Source organism: Primorskyibacter sp. S187A, from assembly GCF_049800955.1.
Classification (GTDB): Bacteria; Pseudomonadota; Alphaproteobacteria; order Rhodobacterales; family Rhodobacteraceae; genus JAKVBH01.
This window is the reverse complement of the sequence record NZ_JBNAGA010000004.1, coordinates 46,293-62,913: the sequence shown is the minus strand read 5'-3', so window position 1 is coordinate 62,913 and position 16,621 is coordinate 46,293. Positions and strand designations below refer to the sequence as shown.

Annotated in this window: 22 protein-coding genes; 3 read left to right on the top strand and 19 right to left on the bottom strand. The window is 59.0% G+C overall.

Annotated elements, in window-relative coordinates:
* Positions 1-571 precede the first annotated feature (571 nt).
* The gene (locus ACP15S_RS19665; protein WP_425041363.1) at positions 572-1,309 is read right to left on the bottom strand and encodes a hypothetical protein; all 738 of its coding nucleotides are present in this window, start codon (positions 1,307-1,309) and stop codon (positions 572-574) included.
* A 356-nt stretch (positions 1,310-1,665) separates the two neighbouring features.
* Here ACP15S_RS19665 and ACP15S_RS19660 point away from each other — a divergent pair, with 356 nt between their 5' ends.
* Positions 1,666-2,040 carry a glyoxalase superfamily protein gene (locus ACP15S_RS19660; RefSeq protein WP_425041362.1) on the top strand — a complete coding sequence of 125 codons (375 nt, stop codon included), beginning with the start codon at positions 1,666-1,668 and terminating at the stop codon, positions 2,038-2,040.
* A 4-nt stretch (positions 2,041-2,044) separates the two neighbouring features.
* Here the strand turns inward: ACP15S_RS19660 and ACP15S_RS19655 are convergent, their stop codons facing one another.
* The 3 genes from ACP15S_RS19655 to ACP15S_RS19645 are packed head-to-tail and all read right to left on the bottom strand — an operon-like array spanning position 2,045 to position 2,852.
* Positions 2,045-2,272: a GDCCVxC domain-containing (seleno)protein gene (locus tag ACP15S_RS19655; protein WP_425041361.1), complete on the bottom strand. Its 228-nt coding sequence runs from the start codon at positions 2,270-2,272 to the stop codon at positions 2,045-2,047.
* A complete protein-coding gene (gene merF / locus ACP15S_RS19650) occupies positions 2,248-2,457 on the bottom strand; it encodes a mercury resistance system transport protein MerF (RefSeq protein ID WP_425041360.1) in 210 nt (69 codons plus the stop codon). The genes ACP15S_RS19655 and merF overlap by 25 nt, the downstream gene beginning before the upstream one ends.
* Entirely contained in the window at positions 2,454-2,852 is a 399-nt protein-coding gene (locus ACP15S_RS19645; protein ID WP_425041359.1) for a hypothetical protein, read from the bottom strand. Before ACP15S_RS19645 ends, merF begins: the two co-directional genes overlap by 4 nt.
* Before the next feature lie 37 nt (positions 2,853-2,889).
* On the opposite strand from ACP15S_RS19645, the gene ACP15S_RS19640 reads away from it, so the two are divergent.
* Positions 2,890-3,285, top strand: coding sequence for a MerR family transcriptional regulator (locus tag ACP15S_RS19640; protein ID WP_425041358.1), 396 nt, complete (start codon positions 2,890-2,892; stop codon positions 3,283-3,285).
* Between the two features lie 318 nt (positions 3,286-3,603).
* Here the strand turns inward: ACP15S_RS19640 and ACP15S_RS19635 are convergent, their stop codons facing one another.
* The 15 genes from ACP15S_RS19635 to ACP15S_RS19565 all read right to left on the bottom strand — a co-directional run bounded on the left by ACP15S_RS19635 (position 3,604) and on the right by ACP15S_RS19565 (position 15,907).
* Positions 3,604-4,626 (bottom strand): IS110 family transposase, encoded by a 1,023-nt coding sequence (locus tag ACP15S_RS19635; protein WP_425041357.1) that lies wholly within the window; start codon positions 4,624-4,626, stop codon positions 3,604-3,606.
* A gap of 145 nt (positions 4,627-4,771) precedes the next feature.
* Positions 4,772-5,698, bottom strand: coding sequence for an ATPase, T2SS/T4P/T4SS family (locus ACP15S_RS19630; protein ID WP_425041356.1), 927 nt, complete (start codon positions 5,696-5,698; stop codon positions 4,772-4,774).
* Between the two features lie 56 nt (positions 5,699-5,754).
* Positions 5,755-7,176, bottom strand: coding sequence for a TrbI/VirB10 family protein (locus ACP15S_RS19625; protein WP_425041355.1), 1,422 nt, complete (start codon positions 7,174-7,176; stop codon positions 5,755-5,757).
* A gap of 3 nt (positions 7,177-7,179) precedes the next feature.
* Positions 7,180-7,911, bottom strand: a complete 732-nt coding sequence (locus ACP15S_RS19620; protein WP_425041354.1) for a TrbG/VirB9 family P-type conjugative transfer protein — start codon at positions 7,909-7,911, stop codon at positions 7,180-7,182.
* A 3-nt stretch (positions 7,912-7,914) separates the two neighbouring features.
* On the bottom strand, positions 7,915-8,580 hold the full coding sequence (locus tag ACP15S_RS19615; protein WP_425041353.1) for a virB8 family protein: 666 nt from the start codon (positions 8,578-8,580) through the stop codon (positions 7,915-7,917).
* Positions 8,577-9,590: a type IV secretion system protein gene (locus tag ACP15S_RS19610; protein ID WP_425041377.1), complete on the bottom strand. Its 1,014-nt coding sequence runs from the start codon at positions 9,588-9,590 to the stop codon at positions 8,577-8,579. Before ACP15S_RS19610 ends, ACP15S_RS19615 begins: the two co-directional genes overlap by 4 nt.
* Positions 9,590-9,988 (bottom strand): hypothetical protein, encoded by a 399-nt coding sequence (locus ACP15S_RS19605; RefSeq protein WP_425041352.1) that lies wholly within the window; start codon positions 9,986-9,988, stop codon positions 9,590-9,592. The genes ACP15S_RS19610 and ACP15S_RS19605 overlap by 1 nt, the downstream gene beginning before the upstream one ends.
* On the bottom strand, positions 9,985-10,758 hold the full coding sequence (locus tag ACP15S_RS19600; protein WP_425041351.1) for a type IV secretion system protein: 774 nt from the start codon (positions 10,756-10,758) through the stop codon (positions 9,985-9,987). Before ACP15S_RS19600 ends, ACP15S_RS19605 begins: the two co-directional genes overlap by 4 nt.
* Entirely contained in the window at positions 10,755-11,861 is a 1,107-nt protein-coding gene (locus ACP15S_RS19595) for a lytic transglycosylase domain-containing protein (RefSeq protein ID WP_425041350.1), read from the bottom strand. The genes ACP15S_RS19600 and ACP15S_RS19595 overlap by 4 nt, the downstream gene beginning before the upstream one ends.
* A complete protein-coding gene (locus ACP15S_RS19590) occupies positions 11,858-12,043 on the bottom strand; it encodes a hypothetical protein (protein ID WP_425041349.1) in 186 nt (61 codons plus the stop codon). Before ACP15S_RS19590 ends, ACP15S_RS19595 begins: the two co-directional genes overlap by 4 nt.
* The gene (locus ACP15S_RS19585; RefSeq protein ID WP_425041348.1) at positions 12,034-14,415 is read right to left on the bottom strand and encodes a type IV secretion system protein B4; all 2,382 of its coding nucleotides are present in this window, start codon (positions 14,413-14,415) and stop codon (positions 12,034-12,036) included. Before ACP15S_RS19585 ends, ACP15S_RS19590 begins: the two co-directional genes overlap by 10 nt.
* Positions 14,405-14,683, bottom strand: coding sequence for a type IV secretion system protein VirB3 (locus tag ACP15S_RS19580; RefSeq protein WP_425041347.1), 279 nt, complete (start codon positions 14,681-14,683; stop codon positions 14,405-14,407). The genes ACP15S_RS19585 and ACP15S_RS19580 overlap by 11 nt, the downstream gene beginning before the upstream one ends.
* A complete protein-coding gene (locus tag ACP15S_RS19575) occupies positions 14,683-14,964 on the bottom strand; it encodes a TrbC/VirB2 family protein (RefSeq protein ID WP_013959853.1) in 282 nt (93 codons plus the stop codon). The genes ACP15S_RS19580 and ACP15S_RS19575 overlap by 1 nt, the downstream gene beginning before the upstream one ends.
* Positions 14,965-14,985: 21 nt before the next feature.
* Positions 14,986-15,588, bottom strand: coding sequence for a lytic transglycosylase domain-containing protein (locus ACP15S_RS19570; protein WP_425041346.1), 603 nt, complete (start codon positions 15,586-15,588; stop codon positions 14,986-14,988).
* A complete protein-coding gene (locus ACP15S_RS19565) occupies positions 15,551-15,907 on the bottom strand; it encodes a hypothetical protein (RefSeq protein WP_318527446.1) in 357 nt (118 codons plus the stop codon). Before ACP15S_RS19565 ends, ACP15S_RS19570 begins: the two co-directional genes overlap by 38 nt.
* A 128-nt stretch (positions 15,908-16,035) precedes the next feature.
* Here ACP15S_RS19565 and ACP15S_RS19560 point away from each other — a divergent pair, with 128 nt between their 5' ends.
* Positions 16,036-16,614, top strand: coding sequence for a hypothetical protein (locus ACP15S_RS19560; RefSeq protein ID WP_425041345.1), 579 nt, complete (start codon positions 16,036-16,038; stop codon positions 16,612-16,614).
* Positions 16,615-16,621 lie beyond the last annotated feature (7 nt).

Sequence of the window (16,621 nt, the reverse complement as noted above, 5' to 3'; positions counted from 1 at the left end):
AAACGAAAGTAAGTCTGAGAACGTCACAATTCTGACTGCTAGGCCTGAGAATGGTTTTTGCGTCTCGATCAATTCACAACAACCGATGGCAAGTGCACCTTCCGCGTCACCACCTCCAAAGCCGAAGCGGTAGACATGGCAAAGAAGCCAACACCGCCGCCAAAGCCCAAGCCAGTCCCGCGTCAGCGGGGTGAAGTCCGGGTGCAAGGATCACAGCAGCCCCGTGCCGCGGCACCGGGCACGCCTCCACCACCCAAACCAAAGAGGTAGAAAGCATGGCCAAGTCACCATCGTCCAAGCCATCGCCTAGACCTGCACCGCGCCAGTCTAGCTCACGAGTGTTGATCGAAAGATCGCAGCAACCGGTCGCCAGCAAACCCGCATCATCGCCGCCCCCTAAGCCGAAGAGGTAGGTCAATGACTAAAAGGCCATCAGCCCCACCAAAACCGCCGCGTCCTTCTTTGCCGCCATCGCGACCAACCCCCGAGACAAATACACGTCCCGCACCAGCGGTACCGTCTTCGCCGCCACCACCCAAGAGGTAGCATTATGCAAGTTATTGAAATGCAGTCAGGGGGTGGACCCGTCTACATCCCCGATAACGCCAGACCCACCCCCAGCGCTCCGTCCGCGCCTCCACCGCCTAAGAAGTGATGGGTTGTGACGAATACGCACTTCCGAAATTTCCGTGGCAGGAATGACCGTAATTTCCGGTCCCCAGTCGCCATGCTCCGGGCTGACCGTTTCCCATTGTCCGGTTTTGTCCCGGTAATCCGTCACATACATTGCGATTGAGCCGTCTTGCCCTAATATCACCGGACCGAAAGGCGCATCTTTGAAGTCGTCAAGCCGCTCGCATTGAACTGTAATCCCATCCTTTTTGAGAACGGTAATCTGGGTCGGGCCGGAGTCTTCGCGGTTGATAACGGTTTCCCATGCCGCGACATTTCTATCCGATGAAGAAATTCCTGCCTTTCGCAAGAATGCTGGAAGGCTATTTACGCTGACACGTCGCCAAACCGCAGCAGCAATAAGGGCGACGATGATCCCGCCGACGCTTGCCCCGTAACCCACCCACAGCGGCAATTCTCCATCCGTCGGGACAGGATACTTCCAGTCATAGAGGATCAAGAGGCCCGCTGTCGCAGCCTGCGCAACGAATGCGAACACAAGCGCTATCGCCAAAGTGTCTAGCGTGCGGTGTGTTGTGTCGCGGCCTGTGTAGGCCAGACGATACGACAGGTATCCCGCGACCAAGATCGCGAGAGTTTGATAGGGAAGTTGGAGAAGGTTTTCGAGTGCTTCCATCTATTCACAAGACCACCAATTTCAACCGTACACAACGTGCCAGCAAGAGATGTTCACTCTAACAACTTAGTTCTTCAGAGCGGGTAATGTCGAAAATTGCTCGGGACCGCTTAGTCACCGGGTGAATACCTTATGTACGGCGGCAAAGTCGGCAATCAGGTACGGCGTCTTTGCAGTGACTTCGCGTCTGCAGCGAATGTCCGGAAGGCGACCATCGATCTAGCAACCAAGCCGACTCCTATATGTCCGGTCAGGGCCGTCGGTTGTGCGGCGGAGGATCGAATTAGCAGAACCGACCTCGACCAGTATCATGAGTTTCTAGCTTGTTTGGTTTAGTTGTGGGGTTTTGCTAGATAATGAGCATGGTGAAACTAACCCCGCCCGTTCCCGTGCTTCGAGTTTTCGATGAAACCAAGACCAAGGCATTCTATGTCAACTTCCTTGGCTTCGAGTTGGATTTCGAGCATCGATACGCAGAGAATTATCCGCTGTACCTGGGGGTGTCGCGGTCCGGCTGCAAATTGCATCTTTCGGAGCACCATGGTGATTGCAGTCCTGTTGCGAAGGTCCGGATTCAGATCGACGATCTAGAGGAGTTCTGTCGCGAGCTTGGTGCGCGAGAGACAGAGTTCATCGCACCGAAGTCCGGCAGTCGGATGCCATGGGGCTCTAAGGAATGTACAGTCGTTGATCCGTTCGGCAACAAACTCGTCTTCTTCCAAGAGAGTTAGCCGCTCAAGACCCGCAGCAGGCACTGCCTTCCTGTATCGGTGGACATGCGACGGTTCCGTACGAGCAATAGACGCAACAGTCGCCCTGCTTTGGCTTCAGAACAGCTCTGCAGGACGTGCATTCATAGAACCACTGGCAGGCGTCGGTTGGCATCGTCTCTTCGACGGAATGTCCGCATTCCGGGCAGGTGATCGTGGATTGAAGTACTACTGCGTTCGTCTGCGTCGCCATAGCGCGTACCCCGTAAGAATGAGAAACCCTGCCAGGATCGGAAGCAGCACGTCGTCTCGATACACATACCCGAGCGCGCCGCTGATCCCGAGGAGCGAAAACAACCAGGGAAGGAAGGGCGTCAGGCAGCAAATCGCCGCCAGTCCTGCGCCGCTTAACCCCAGGGGTAACAGCCAGTCTTTCACCGTGTTTGCCTCCACAACGTCCACATCGTGGGGGCCGCATCTTCTTCCCAGAGCGGAGAGCTTGCGGCGAGCAGGAAGCCGAGTGTTGCAAATCCGAGAATGAACAGCGTTGATCGCTTGTGGCTGACACAACTCCATCGACGCCAAAGCCTCAGCCATCCCCAGGCCAAGATCAGCCCCACCACGACCAGTATTTCGACGCGGTATGCCACGAACGGTCCGAGCATCGTCAGCCAAGTGCCGCCCAGACCGATGATGGAAAGCCCGATTGGCAGGACGCAGCAGGATGCGCTGAGGAGCGCGAGCAAGCCTGCACCGCCGATGACAAGGCGGTTCGGCCCGTTCGCCTGATCTGGCAGGGTTCCGGTATTCGACATCATGCGAAACTTATGCATCCTGTAGTCACTACAGGAGCAAGCGGAGATTGATCACATGGTTGCGATTGGAGAAGCGTCCCGACTGAGCGGCGTGTCGATAGAGACGATCCGGTACTATGAACGGGAGGGGATCATCTCAAAGGCAGGTCGAACAGCCTCTGGTCGCCGGTCATACTCCGACGCTGAGATTTCGGAGCTGCGTTTCATAAAGCGCTGCCGTGACCTTGGGTTTTCCATCCGCGACGCTGTAGCGCTCCGCAGCCTCGCGAATGAACCTGCGGGTGCATGTGAGACGGTGGAAAACCTCGGACGAAAGCACCTTGCTGACGTTCAGGCCAAGCTTGCGGAACTGAAGCGACTGGAAAGCGCCTTGGCCGAGCTAGTCGCGAACTGCGCCAAAGGACAGCGAGACTGCCCTATGCTGAGCTCACTTATGAGCCAGAATACCTAGGTCATTTGCCAAGTTTCATTTGACGGGAGTTCATCCCGTTACCTGTACTGCGCCCAGGCAGATGCAGCGAATGTCCTGTGTGGATGGCTCCTGCATAGCAAGTCCTTTTTGATCTGATTTGTGCGTTTGTCAGAAGCAGTCATGTGTCCGGCCTGTTTACGCGGTTTTGACCGCTGGCCCTGATGGGTTCCGCAAACCAGGTCCCTTACAGCAAAGCGGGCTGTGGCGCCCGGGACATTCGGCGGGGTGTCCTGGTTTTGGCGGCTGACTTATGCACCATCATCTCGCAGGTCTTGCTAACTCTCTGTTCCTTTCGTCTTAGGCCACAACGCGTGGGCTGTAGGGTTCGTTGCGGATGAGCACCGCCCAGACGATCCGGGCGGTCTTGTTGGCCATGGCCACTGTCGCGACACGGGCGGGTTTGCGCTCCAACATTGACGTCAGCCATTTGCTGGCGCGCTCTGGATGGGATCGGGTTTGTCGGACCAGTGATGTCATACCGACGACAAGCAACGATCGTAGATACTGATCGCCCATCTTGGTGATCCGACCCAGCTTCTCTTTGCCGCCGCTCGATTTGTTTGCCGGCGTCAGGCCCAGCCAGGCCGCGAATTCCCTGCCGTTTCGGAACTGATGCCCATCGCCGATGCTGGCGACAATCGCTGAAGCCGTTACGGCCCCAACACCAGGTATCGTGCGCAACAAGCGCACCCGTTCATCTTCTTTGGCTACTTGTTTGAGGCGCTGTTCGTACCAGCGGACCCGCTGATGCAAAGCCATGAGTTGTGCGGACAGGTTACGGATTACTTCGTTGGCGATGTCCGGTAAGTCGAGCACTTCACCAAGGGAAATGTCCTCGGCAAACCCAATCACGCGGGCCAGCCCTCTGGGGATGTAGATGCCGAACTCCGCGACCAGACCGCGCAATCCATTGATCAATTGCGTCCTTTGGCGAACAAGAAGGTCACGGGCCCGATGCAGCGACAGCAATGATTGCTGCTCCACGGTCTTAATCGCCACGAAGCGCATCGTTGGTCGTGTCACTGCCTCGCAGATCGCCTCGGCATCAATGGCATCAGACTTCCCCCGTTTGACGTATGGCTTCACGTACATCGGCGGGATCAACCGGACTTCGTGGCCCAGGGCCGTAAGTTCGCGCGCCCAATGATGGGCGCTGCTGCAGGATTCCATGCCAATCAGGCAGGGCTCCAGCTTCGCAAAGAAAGGTAGAAACTGCGCCCGCCGCACGGGCTTGTTGAACACCACTTCCTCGGTTGCAGTGATCCCATGGACTTGGAAAACGTTCTTGGCCAGATCAACGCCGATTGTGGTAACTTGCATGGGGTGGCTCCTCTCATAAGCAGATTTTGACACCTGCACTATGGCGCATCGCGACGCCGGTTGAAGCAGGAGCCATCCACCCCATCAGCAAAGCGGGCTGCAATCGCAGCATCGATGCCGTGTGACCAACGGCAGCTTCGGGCCGTCAGCGTGTCCCAACAACCAAGACCTCCGAGACACCGCGTTTACCGCTGTCGCGTCCCAGCTGAACGATGACATCGATAGATCGGCGGATGTAGCTCTGTACCTCGGCGAAGGTCAAAGGTGTCCCTGCCTGCAAGACCATGATCGCCAACCGGTCTATCGCCAGCTCAGCGGTTTCGGCGTGGATTGTCGTCACCGATCCGCCGTGACCCGTGTTTATGGCTTCCAGATATGTCAGCGCTTCAGCACCGCGCAACTCGCCCACAACGATGCGATCCGGGCGCATGCGCAAACTCGCCTGTAGCAGAGCATTTGTTGACCGCTGAGATGTCGGAACACGCTCAGACAACAGGCAAACAGTGTTTGGCTGACCAGGGAAAAGCTCGAAGGCGTCTTCTATGGTGATAAGCCTCTCGTCGTCCGGAACCGATTTCAGCAAATGCCTTGCGAATGTGGTTTTGCCGGTGGACGTCCCACCGCTGACCAAAAGATTCAAACGATGGCGGACGAGCGACGACAAGGCTCTGGAGAGGTCGCTCTTTGCAATTTCCTCGACTTCTGATAGTCTCGATTGCCGCCGATCATCGAGCGAGACCGGTTTCCCGAACAGATACTCAGGATCGAAGGTTGTCTGGCCACCAACGCCAAATAGCCGAATGGAGATCGCTGCGCCGTGTTCTACCGCGGGTGGCACAACAACCTGGATACGCAGCGGGCGCTCAAGGTAGTCGATCTTACCTGAAACCAAAGGCGATTTCTGCGACACTCGCGCGCGTGCATCACCCACCAGAGTAGCAGCCAAGTTAGCCGCCGCCGCCGCCTCGACAGTGCGGTCAATTCTCTCCATGGCGTGGGCACCTTGGCGTTCGATCCAGACATTACCATCCGGGTTGATCGCCAACTCTATGATGTCGTCCTTCAGGATCAAATCGCGATAGGGTTCTAGGTATTGCTCGAGATACGAGGAGGGGAGGGACGCTTCGCTCAATAGATCACGATGTCCCTATCGACCAGTACGGTTACCATGGCTCCCTGATCGACGTAGATGGTTGGCGAGATCGAGACCTGATCGGCGATCACCGAACTTGTCGCGTCTTCGAGGTCATTGCCGACCTCCTCCAGAACCTCGCGGGTCACTTCGTCTTCCGTGGAATTGGCGGCGACTGCGGGGGCCGCGCCGATAATCGATATGAGAGCAGCTCCTCCAAAGCGTTCGTCGAACTTCGTATCCACCAAACCGGTCAGGCCGGAGCGTCCGAGTTGATCACCCCCGACAGAGGCGATCTGCATGGACGTACCGTCCGGCGTGAGGACGCGCGTCCATAGAATGAGGATGCGCTTCTGGTTCACTTCCACACCAGATCGATATTGCCCGAACAACCGCGAACCTCGCGGGATCAGCACTGCGTCGCCGGAGAACGCGTAGACAGGTTCCGCGACGACCGCGACAACGTTTCCGGGCAGATCACTGTTGATGGCCGTTTGCAGTGCCGCCTGTATGACGGACCCTTGCGCGAGAGTGCGTTCAGGTTGCTCCATACGAGCCGCCTCATCGATTTCAAGCGGCCGCGCCGCGCCTCTGAGATAGGCTTCGTTTTCATTCAGTGGGATATCTGCGCCTGGCGCGCCGTTCTGCAGGCCGCTGGCGTTTGGTGCCGGGACCGATGATCCTGTCGAATAGACTACGGCAGGAGACTGGATCTGAGCCCTCAATAGTTGTTCGGCCTGCTGTTCGGCCTCGCGGCGCTTTTGTTCCTCTTCCTGTCTGCGACGTTCCTCGAGAAGCTGTTGGTCGCGGATCAGGGCGTCATTGGCGCGTTCCGCTTCAAGGGCTTCACGTTGCGCGCGTTCCGCCTCCAAAAGGCTCTGAAGAGAGTTCAGCTTGGTCTCGCTGTCGCGTTCCAGGGCCGCGATTTTTTCATCTCGCTCTGCGACCGCGGCTTCGAGGGCTTGTGCTTGATCTGCGAAGGCACTGCGCAGTTCGGTGACGGCTGACTGAATCTCGGCGTTTCGCTCGAGCTGAGTAGCGGCGAGTGCTTCGCGAAGCTCAGCCAGTTCGGCGAGGATATCAGCCCTTGGTTCAGCCGCGGGCGGGACCGGCTCGGGGGCCTCAAGGGCTTCTTCCACAGCGATAAGGGCATCGTTCACGCGCTGGTCCGCTTCATCGGCAGGAAATTCCAGCCGACCACCATTTGAGAGACCGTCATTCTGAAACTGCTCGACATCCGAAGTCTCTAGTTGGTCTGGATCCGATTGCCAGTCAGTCGCCAGGAAATACGCAACGCCCGCACCGCCGAGGCCGAGAGCGAGCGCCAGGGCAGTGACACCGAATCCCGATCTGGGTTTGGAGCGTTTTGCCTTGCTGAATGTATTCAGCCGGTTCTTCAGGTTGGGATCATCCGACATGGCTCAGTTGCTCACGTATATCGCGGAGGTGTCTCTGTAGATGCAGAGCGCTTCTTCACCGAGCCGCAGTGTCCAGAAGTTGTTGACACCGGAGACGCGGACGGTGTTGCCGTTCTGGGTCCAATTGACCGTGCGCTCGCGACCGCGGTTGTCAGCCTTGAAGATCGCGGGTTGCCGTCCGCTTTCGGGAAAACTGAAGTAGGTGAACCGACCGTCGTCATAGACCGTGGCCGGGCGAAAGTCGCCTTCGCCGGCGATCTTGTAGTTGTAGTTGCGCGGAACCTCGAACCCTTTGGGCTGTGCGTTCGTCAGTGTGGCAAGGCGCTCTTCGCCCGGGTAGCGAAACCGCACTTCGAAGAACATGCCCGTGCGACCCGGAATCGAGCCTTCCCGGAGATGGAATGCATAGCTGCGACGGTTGGTGATCACGGTCATGTTGGTCGAGGCATTTTGGACGTGCGGCTTGATCGTCAACACATTGCCAAGCTCGGGGATTGGATCGACCTGAAAGCTTTCGGTGTCTCCCACGATCACAGCCTCGAACCGCTCCCCGTCGCCAAACTGGATCGTGGTCGAGTGCCGCAGATCCGTCTCGATACGGAACACCTGCTGCTCGTCGTAGACCGCATATCGTATGCGGATATCTTTCGGCCCACCCTGAGGCGTGGCTTCCGAAAGCACTTGGGAAGGTGCCAGAGCCAAAAGCAAACAGGGCAGGGCGGTGCGCAGCTTCATCACTCAGTTCTCCAACGTTTCGGCGTCGACACGGTAAGACGTGACGACAAACCCGAGCGGGTTGGCCCAGACCTGCTGCAACCGCTGACGGGTTTCCGGGCGAAACTCGTAGCGCAGCGTGGCGACGTAGGGCCGTGTCACAGTCCTGTTGTCACGCGGTTTTCGAAGTGTCTTCGTGAACCGCACCTGCGCCACCCCGGGTTCGACCTGGTTCACAGACCGAATGACCACGTCGATCTTCGCGTCCCGTCCATAGACCGAGATCGGATAGTCAGGATTGGTCGAAGACCAAAAATCGCGAAGGGTGCGCGCGGCGTCTTCGTCAGACCGTTGAAGGACCGAATTGATCCGTTCTTCGCCGTCGGTCAGATCGTAGGTTTCGCGATCATCCACGTATGCGACCAGGTTGGCCTGAATGATCGCATCACTTTCATCGAGGCTGAGCGCCTCGACGGCGGCAACGCGGTCCATTTCGCCAGTTTCCTTGTCGACGACGACCACAAAGGTCTCGACCGTCTTGAGCGGGAACAAAGCAACGGCCCCGACGAAACTGACCAAGCCGATAATCACACCAGCGGCGGCGACAAAATAGGCGAAGCGTTCCCGCCTGCGTGGACCAAAGATGAAGTCGGCCTCGAAGGCGTCCTGATCGAACTCCGCGCGGGTCATGTCTTGCGAAAGGATTTTGTCAGAGCGAGCGCGGCGGCAGGCGTACGTCGGATCAATTCGTTGCTCTTCGTGGCCGCACCGCTGACATCGCGCCGGAGTTCGAAGGGTGTCCTGCCGGTCAAGATGCGTCCGGCACCACCCGCGCCATACTCTCCAGCGTTGACCACGCCGCGTCGCGCCAATCCCGTCAGGCCGATCGCGTTCGAGGCGATGCCCATGACACCTGTGAGGTTGGATGCGATGAACGGGACGGCGGCCATCACGCCAGCTGAAAGGAGCAAGATCACGAGGAACGGCAGGATAAGGCTGACCGTTTCGACGTTGTCCGGGTCGGCGGATGCGTCGCCAATTGACTCAGCGATGGCGACGATGATCCCGGCGGCTCCGGCAGCAGCCACAGGCATCAAGGCATAGCCGATGGTTGCCCGGGTCCAGGCTTCGAAAAGCGATTGGGTCGGTTTGAAGAGTGACGTCAGGATCATGAACGGCGCGATAACGATCATCAGTGTGAAAACGATACGCGCGTAGGCGATGATCCCGGCGGTGACGGCTGCGAAGATGGCGGACAGAACGAAGAAGATCGCTCCGAGCACTGCGCCAAACACCCAGCCTGCACGGTCGCCGATGGCGTCGCCATAGGCGGTGATCCGGTTCACCATGCTGTCGAGGCTTTCGTAGACCCCTGCTTCATTCCCGGAATCCGTAAGCGCGAGAATCGATGCACCAATGCTTTCTGGGACTTCTGTCACAATCGTGTACACGACTTGGAAGTTGTCCCAACTCTGGGCAAATATTCCAATCAATGCGATCTTTATTCCAAAAGCAAAACCACTTCCAAAGGTCATCGGTCTGATTTGCATCACTACATTGGTGCCGATTAAAATGAGCAAGACAGCTGACCCAATCGAAAGAACATCACCGACGGCACCTGCAGAAGAGACAAATCCATCTTGCGAAACCGTATCGATGGCGTCATCGACTTGTTCGAGTATGTCCCTTATTATTCCCATCAGTCTGCCGAGCATGCCACAGTGCGGGCTTCCTCGAACTCAGTTGCCATTTCGTCCAATTTAACGACGTCAAACGGCAAGCGCGGGTTGCCAGAGGTGACAAATTCTTCGGAACGTTCAACGACCTCCCGCCACGAAAACTCCGCGATCTGGCAGTCGCAGCCACCTGTTTGCCTCCAATGCTCTGTAGCGATGATGCGCAAAATCGCGCGGTAGCCATTACGAATGTATGCGGTTTCCGCAAGGTCCTTCGGCGGCCGCGGAGCCTTGCATTCTGTTTGGTCTTCGGTCGGTTGCGCCATGGTTTCGAACCCGCTTTGGGAGGTTTGAGCGCTCAGCGTCAGAGGCAGGCAGACCAGCGCAAGCGCGGTCAGGGAAACGGGGCCCACTCGGATCATTTCGGCACCTCCATGGAGCGGAATTTTCGCTCCTCGGCGAGGGTCGCGGCATCAACGACACCCAACTGCCCGCCATTGACGCCGGCGGCCGCTTCCAGACGCCAGATCTGCGTGAGGATGATGCCGAGTTCGGCAGTCACGCGCGTGTTGAGATCGACCGCGGCTTTCAGACCGCCTTGGTCGTCGATGAGCCCCACCATGGCCTCAAGACGGCCAAGGCTTTCCCCGGCTTCGACATGGCTTTCCTGTGCGGCCACCGACAGCATCGCGCTGGACCCGGCTTGCGTTGCGATCCGATTGTCTGCTGGCTCATCGCTGGTCGCCAGGGATGTCAGACGCTCTTGTGTGAACCCGCTGCCGGACAGAACCCGTTCAACGGCAGCATCCAGCTCCGCCCCCGGTCGAAAGCCGCTCAGAAAGTCACCGCTCGAAATGGCTTCAGCTGTCGCGAGTGGTGCTGTCAGCTTGCCACGGACCCTCTCGAACTCCTCGACGGTCGCAAAGAGTTGGCCCAATTCATTGCCATCGATGAGAGAGGCCAGTTGCCCCTCGAGGTTCAGAAGCTGGCTCAATTGCGTTTCCAACTCCTGCCGCATCGTCGCGAGCTGTTGCAGCTGGACATTCAGATCCTCTGCCATGTGTTCGAGCTGCAAGACCAATTGTCGAAGGTTTGAGTTGTCAAATGTCGGGACACCCTGGGCATCGGCTTGATCTGCGGGCGTGACGGCGAGAAGCGTGGCGAAGGCGGTGCCGAAGGTTTTTCCTTTCATCGGATGACTCCCATGCGCATGAAGTCGCGCTCAGAGAGCCGGTCCGCGGCCAGATGTTGGCCATGGGCTGCCTCGCGCTGACGGTTGGCAGCCATCAGACGAACGCGAAGGTTGAGGATGCGGCCGATTTCGGCCTTGGCGTAGGTGTTGAGCTCGAACGCGCGCTTGATATCCGGCGTCTCGTCGATCTGCCGGATGATCGCGGCGAGCCGATTGATGACTTGCTCGGTCGTGGCGTGGCTATCGGCGGCGTAGTAAACACTGGCTTCTGAGATGCTGCTGTACTCTGCCAGCGCCATGTCCGTTGGTGAAAGCGTGCCAAGCGCATCCGCCCCACCGACAACGGCGAGGTACTCGTTGTAGAACCGCGAGATATTCCGGACATAGCCCTGGGTTTCGGCAAAGGGTGGCACGCCGCCATATTCATGGACCCGGCCAGGTCCGGCGTTATAGGCGGCAAGTGCATGCGGGATGTTTCCGAAGGTGTTCAGCTGCGTCGTGATGTACCGCGCGCCGCCGCGGAGGTTGTCCATCACATCGTAGCGGTCGACGCCCATGTCGGACGCCGTTCCCGGCATGAGCTGCGTCAGGCCATAGGCGCCCACGGGGCTTTGCGCGGTGACGCTGAACCGGCTTTCCTGTTTGATCAGCGCCTGGAAAAGGCAGCGCCACTGGGTGGACGAAAGACCGGCCCGCCGCACTCCGGCCGCTCCGGCATATTCATCGGCCACCCGCACAATCATCATCTCGACGGTCTCGCGTCCCTCCCCGAAGAGGCGGCTGTCCATGGGATGATCTGCGGCAGCGGGGTAGACATCGCCCGCAGGGAAGTCCGCGTTTCCGTCCAGCGCGCGAATGTCGAGCCCCGGGCCGGTGAGTGCGGCTGACATCGCCTCCAGCACCCGAAGCTGATCGGATTGAACCGATGAGAGCGTTTCTCCCGTGTTTAGTTGGTCGCGCTGCGCCTCCATATCGTCCCCCAGTTTCGAGAGGATGGTGAAAAGCTGCCCAAGCCCTGCGTTGTCTTGCGTCGGCACGCCTTGCGCCTGGGCGAGGGGCGTCGAGCAGACCAGAATGGCAATGAGAGAGGCCGCCGGTTTCATGGGTTGCGCCCGATCGCTTCGAAGTCGCAGTCCTTGGTGCCTTGCGCTGCAAAGGAGAGTACCTCTGTGCTCGCCCGGCTCACGGCAGGCGCGCCGTCGCGACCGAAGCACGGAGAGGTGGCATCCGTGTAGCGTTCACAGGCGGTGAGTATGGTTGCCAGAAGGATCAGTGCTAATCGCATAGCTGCCTCCAGAATTCAGGAGAGCTGCGCCAGTTGTTGCCAAGCTGCGCCTCAGCGGATCGACCTCCTCCCAAAATGGTAAGAAGTGGTCCAAGTGCTGTGAGATCCGCATCGACAAAGACGCTGTCGCCCGCGGATCGCACCAGCGAGATGCGCTGACCTGCTGTGGGTCTTGTCAACAGCTCGGCCTCCTTTTCGTTCACGCGCAGGAAGTCGTAGTCGGAGGGCGTCGCCCGTTCGTTGGGGAAAAGTATTTGCGTGGGTACCGTCTCGATGATGGTCTTGCCGACCCGAGCCTCTCGCAATTGGCTGGGGTATTGGGTCATCATCACGACGACGCAGTTCATCTTGCGGAGGGTGACGAGCCAGTTCTCAAGTCTCGCCGCGAAATAGGGATCGTCGAGAAGCTTCCAGGCTTCGTCCAGAACAATCACTGTCGGTCGGCGATCTTCTACGATCCGCTCGATCCGGCGCAGGATGTAGGACAGGACGGCCATGCGTTCGGTCGACATGTCGAGGATCTCGGTCATGTCGAATCCGACAATGTCGCCGTCCATGTGCATGGCATCGTTGTCCTGCGGCATATCGAAGACCCAGCCATAACGACCGCCCGGTGCCCATTCCCCAACACGCGCCTGCAACTCGCCATCGTCGTCGAGTGATTGGAAGAGGGTTTGAAAAGAGACAAACCGTTGCAGCGAGGGGCCGGCATCCGCATTCTGCGACACCGCGCTCTGAACGTGCCGAGACTGCTCTCCGGACAGATCGCCCGCCCGCGCCAGAAGCGTCGCCAGCCAGTCCGACAGCCAGGCCCGTCCGCGTTCATCCGTCTCTGACTGCAGCGGGTTGAGGCCCGTCGGGATACCGGCAAGGATCGTATTGTAGTGACCGCCCAGGGCGCGCACCGCCATCTCGAGCCCGCGATCCTTGTCGAAGAAAAACAGCCGCGCGCCGACCCGCTGCGCTTGGGCTGCGAGAAAAGCAGTCGTGAGGGTCTTGCCGCTGCCCGTTCGGCCCAGAACAAGCGTATGGCCAACAGTCGGTTCGCGCTCGGGCGATCCGGGTTCGTGGAAGTTGAAGCCGTAGGCAGAGGTGCCCGTCGTCGGGAAGACTGTCGCGCGCGATCCCCACGGTGTCTCAGGGTCCGAACGTCCTTCGACGCATCCATGCAGCGCCGAGAAATCCGCAAAGTTGATCGTGGAGATCGGTGTCTTTCTAGCACGGTAGCCGTAGTTACCGGGAGCCTGCCCAAAATAGGTTGCCTTGAGGGCCATGTTCTCTCGTACGATCACGGCCATGATTTCCTGCCCCAGACGTTTGATCTCGGCTGCGGCCTGTTCGAGCGTCGGTTGATCGGGCGCATAGACGGCGATGGACAGGTGATGATCGCCGAACGCAATGCGCCCGGCTTCCTGATCATCGGCCGCTTCCATGAGCTGATCCCGCAAGGAGACTGCCGCGTCATCGGCCGCACGCATCTGCCGAACGATCCGTTGAATCCGTTCTGCCATGATGTTTGTGGGGATCGGGGTAAAGGAATTGGTCAGCACGATATCAAGCGGAAGGTCGAGACCGTCAAACAGAGAGACATCCGTAATCGCGGGATAGCTCTTGATGCTGAAGAGGGCCCCATACCGTGTCTCGCCCGTCGTGCCACATGTGATCCGAGCCGTATCTCCGTCAAAAGTCGCTCGGCAGGACCCAAGCGCGTAGGTCAGGGGCAGCGGGGCGTTCGGTCGGGCAATCGGGGCGTATTGGCCGGTGAGCAGCGTCGCAAGAAACCCGAGCCATTCGCCGGTGGTGTTGCCGAGACGAACGGGTTTTGCAGGTGCAAGCGCAGTCTCGAAGAATCCGGCCACTTCATCGAGTTCCCGCGCACGGCCCGCGCGGTCTTTCATCCAGGTTCGCTTGGCAAAGGCGTTGAGCAGCGGGACCCGTGCCCCGATCTCCGGACGTCGCAAGATGCTCAGATAAAGTTGCGGTTTCTTGGGCGCGAGTTGCGCGATGTGAGCTTGCCAGCGTCGGTCGATCTCCGCTGCAAAGCCGTCGCCTTGTACAGGACGCATCGCGAGCTTCTGAGGGACAAATATGCGATGGACATAAAAGCCGTAGAGATTGCCCGTTTGCGCGATGACGGCCGCGACCGCGCGTTTCATGGCATCAAGATCGGCGTCCGGCGTTGTCGGTGCCGCAAGTCCCTCGAGACGGAGCGTGGCCATCAGATCGCCCTCCCGCAAGACCATGACATCGGATTTGGCGAAGGCGACGTAGGGCAAATGCTCGGCGAGATGGCTTTCGCGTGCCAAGGCTGCGCCGCTGGTTTCAATGACCGCCGGGCTGGGTTTTGCATATTTCATCCCGTCAAGCGCCATAGCTGTCTCCGCCGTGAAGCGCTCGATTGCGCGTGCCGCGCACCGTGCCGTAGGAGACTCGCAGAACTTCGAAGAAATGCGGTTCCTTGTCGGCAACAAACCAGAGGACAGGATAGACGAGCGCGCCGACCAGAAAGAAGACCGGTGACTTCGTCCAGATAAAGGGCAGGACCACGCCAAGCGTGAGCACGACGAGATATCCGACCGGCAAGCCGAGATATTTCGGCGGACGGGCCAACCCGAGAAAGAGAGGGGATCGCATGGCCATCAGGTAAACCCGTCAACGATGGTGCCCGCGGAGAAGATCAGGACGATCCCGATCACCACGGAGGCGAACCATCCCCAGTTGAGCCGCCCCATCATGCACATAAAGCCAGTGCCGATGACGGCGAGCGTCGCGACCGCGATGCCGATTGGGCCGGTGAGCGCCGCTTCGATTGTCTCGAGCATTGTCTGGATGGGCGAGAGGTCCTGGGCGAGGGCAGGGGAGGCCCATAAGGCCAGAAGGCCAATGATTGGAGGCAGGTATCCTGGGGGCAATCTTCGCATCGGTTTCCCTCGTTTCAGGTCTTACTTCAGATCGAGCACGACGACGGGACGCGTGGCGTCGCGCATCGTCGGTCCGGTCAGGTCTTGCGTGGCTGCGCCGGAAAGGCGGGCGCGGATGCGATGCACCCGGGCGATGTAGTCGCGTGTTTCCGTGAAGGGCGGCACGCCCCCGTATTCTACGACGCGATGCGGCCCGGCGTTGTAGGCGGCCAGCGCCAGATCGACATCGTTGAAGGATGCCAGCTGCGCCAAAAGATACCGTGCTGACCCGTCGAGGTTCTGCGCGATATCGGCTCTGTCTACGCCAAGGTCGCGTGCGGTGGCAGCCATGAGTTGGCCGAGACCATAAGCGCCTTTGTCACTTATGGCGTCAGGGCGATAAGCGCTTTCAGCTTCGATCAGGGCGCGGAACAGAGCCAGCCAGTCATCGGAGCTGATCTCGAGTGCTCGTAGGGCCCGGTTGCGTTCATGTCTTGAAGCTGTCGCATGAATGGCCGCCAGCACATCCGACAGGGCCGTGGTCGCAAAGCTTTGCGAGTGTGTGGGCGGGGGGTTCTTGTCTTCCCGGCCGTGAACCGTCCAGCCGTCAGTTGTTCTGACGCTTCCGTCCGCTCCGAAGATCATCGCCTCCGCCGGGAGCGTCGAAGGGGATAGAGTAGTCGCTGTCAAAACACAGAGTGCGACCATCGCCGAACTCGTGGTGATGTTTGAAGAGGCCGGGCCAGATGTTGAAGAGGCGGGGTTCTGGTCCGTAAGGTCCGAACCGTGTGGAGACGAGGATCGCCTCGGGCTCTCCTTCGCGCAGGTAGACACACTGATAGCGGGGCTTACCATCGTCCGTGAACTCGACAAGCTCGTACCGACAGCGGAAGTCGACTCCCGACCCGATGAGGTCCTTCACCCCATCAATAGTAATCAAGATTTGGTCTCTTGCGATCGGCACCGGACTCCCCCACTGGGAGTCCTTCTACAATCGGCAGCATTCCGCAGAAAGCCATCACTCTGCAATATATAATATTGCGCAATACGTATTTTGAGCGAGAATTGGCCTAACCACTCCAGGAGGCCGATATGAGACACACCCGCCTTGCGTCACTGGTTCTGGCAGCCGGGCTGACGGTCGATGCCCAGAAAGCCCGTGCCTACGATATGGATTGCGCCATCATGCTGTGTATGGCCGGGGGGTTTCCGTCGAGTGCTGTGTGTTCAGCCGCCTATGCCGAAATGATCCGGCGGATTACGCCTTGGCCGAGCCGGCCACCCTTTGGGGTCTGCACCTATGCTGCCGTTCCGGTTGCTTTGGGCGGACCGGGTGCAGAGGATGCTCTCGATATTTCGACACCGGACTACGAATGGCTACGCCGAACGCGCGTGCTTTGGTGGCGCGGTCGATCTTATGAGCCGCGCGATGAACCACGTCAGTGGGACTGGTCCATCAGATCCTGCGATCATGAAAACAAGAACTGTCATTACATCGTGCGCGTCTACGGCTCACATTCGCCTTGGCCGGCTTCGTTCGCGTCGGAAAACGGTCAGGACATCCCGACACCTAGCTCGGGTGGGCTTTGGACCTTCTATAGCCGCGCCGTCATGATGGAGTATGGCGATTACGACGGCGCCATGGATTACACCGATTGGGTCAGATACTGAGGCTTCG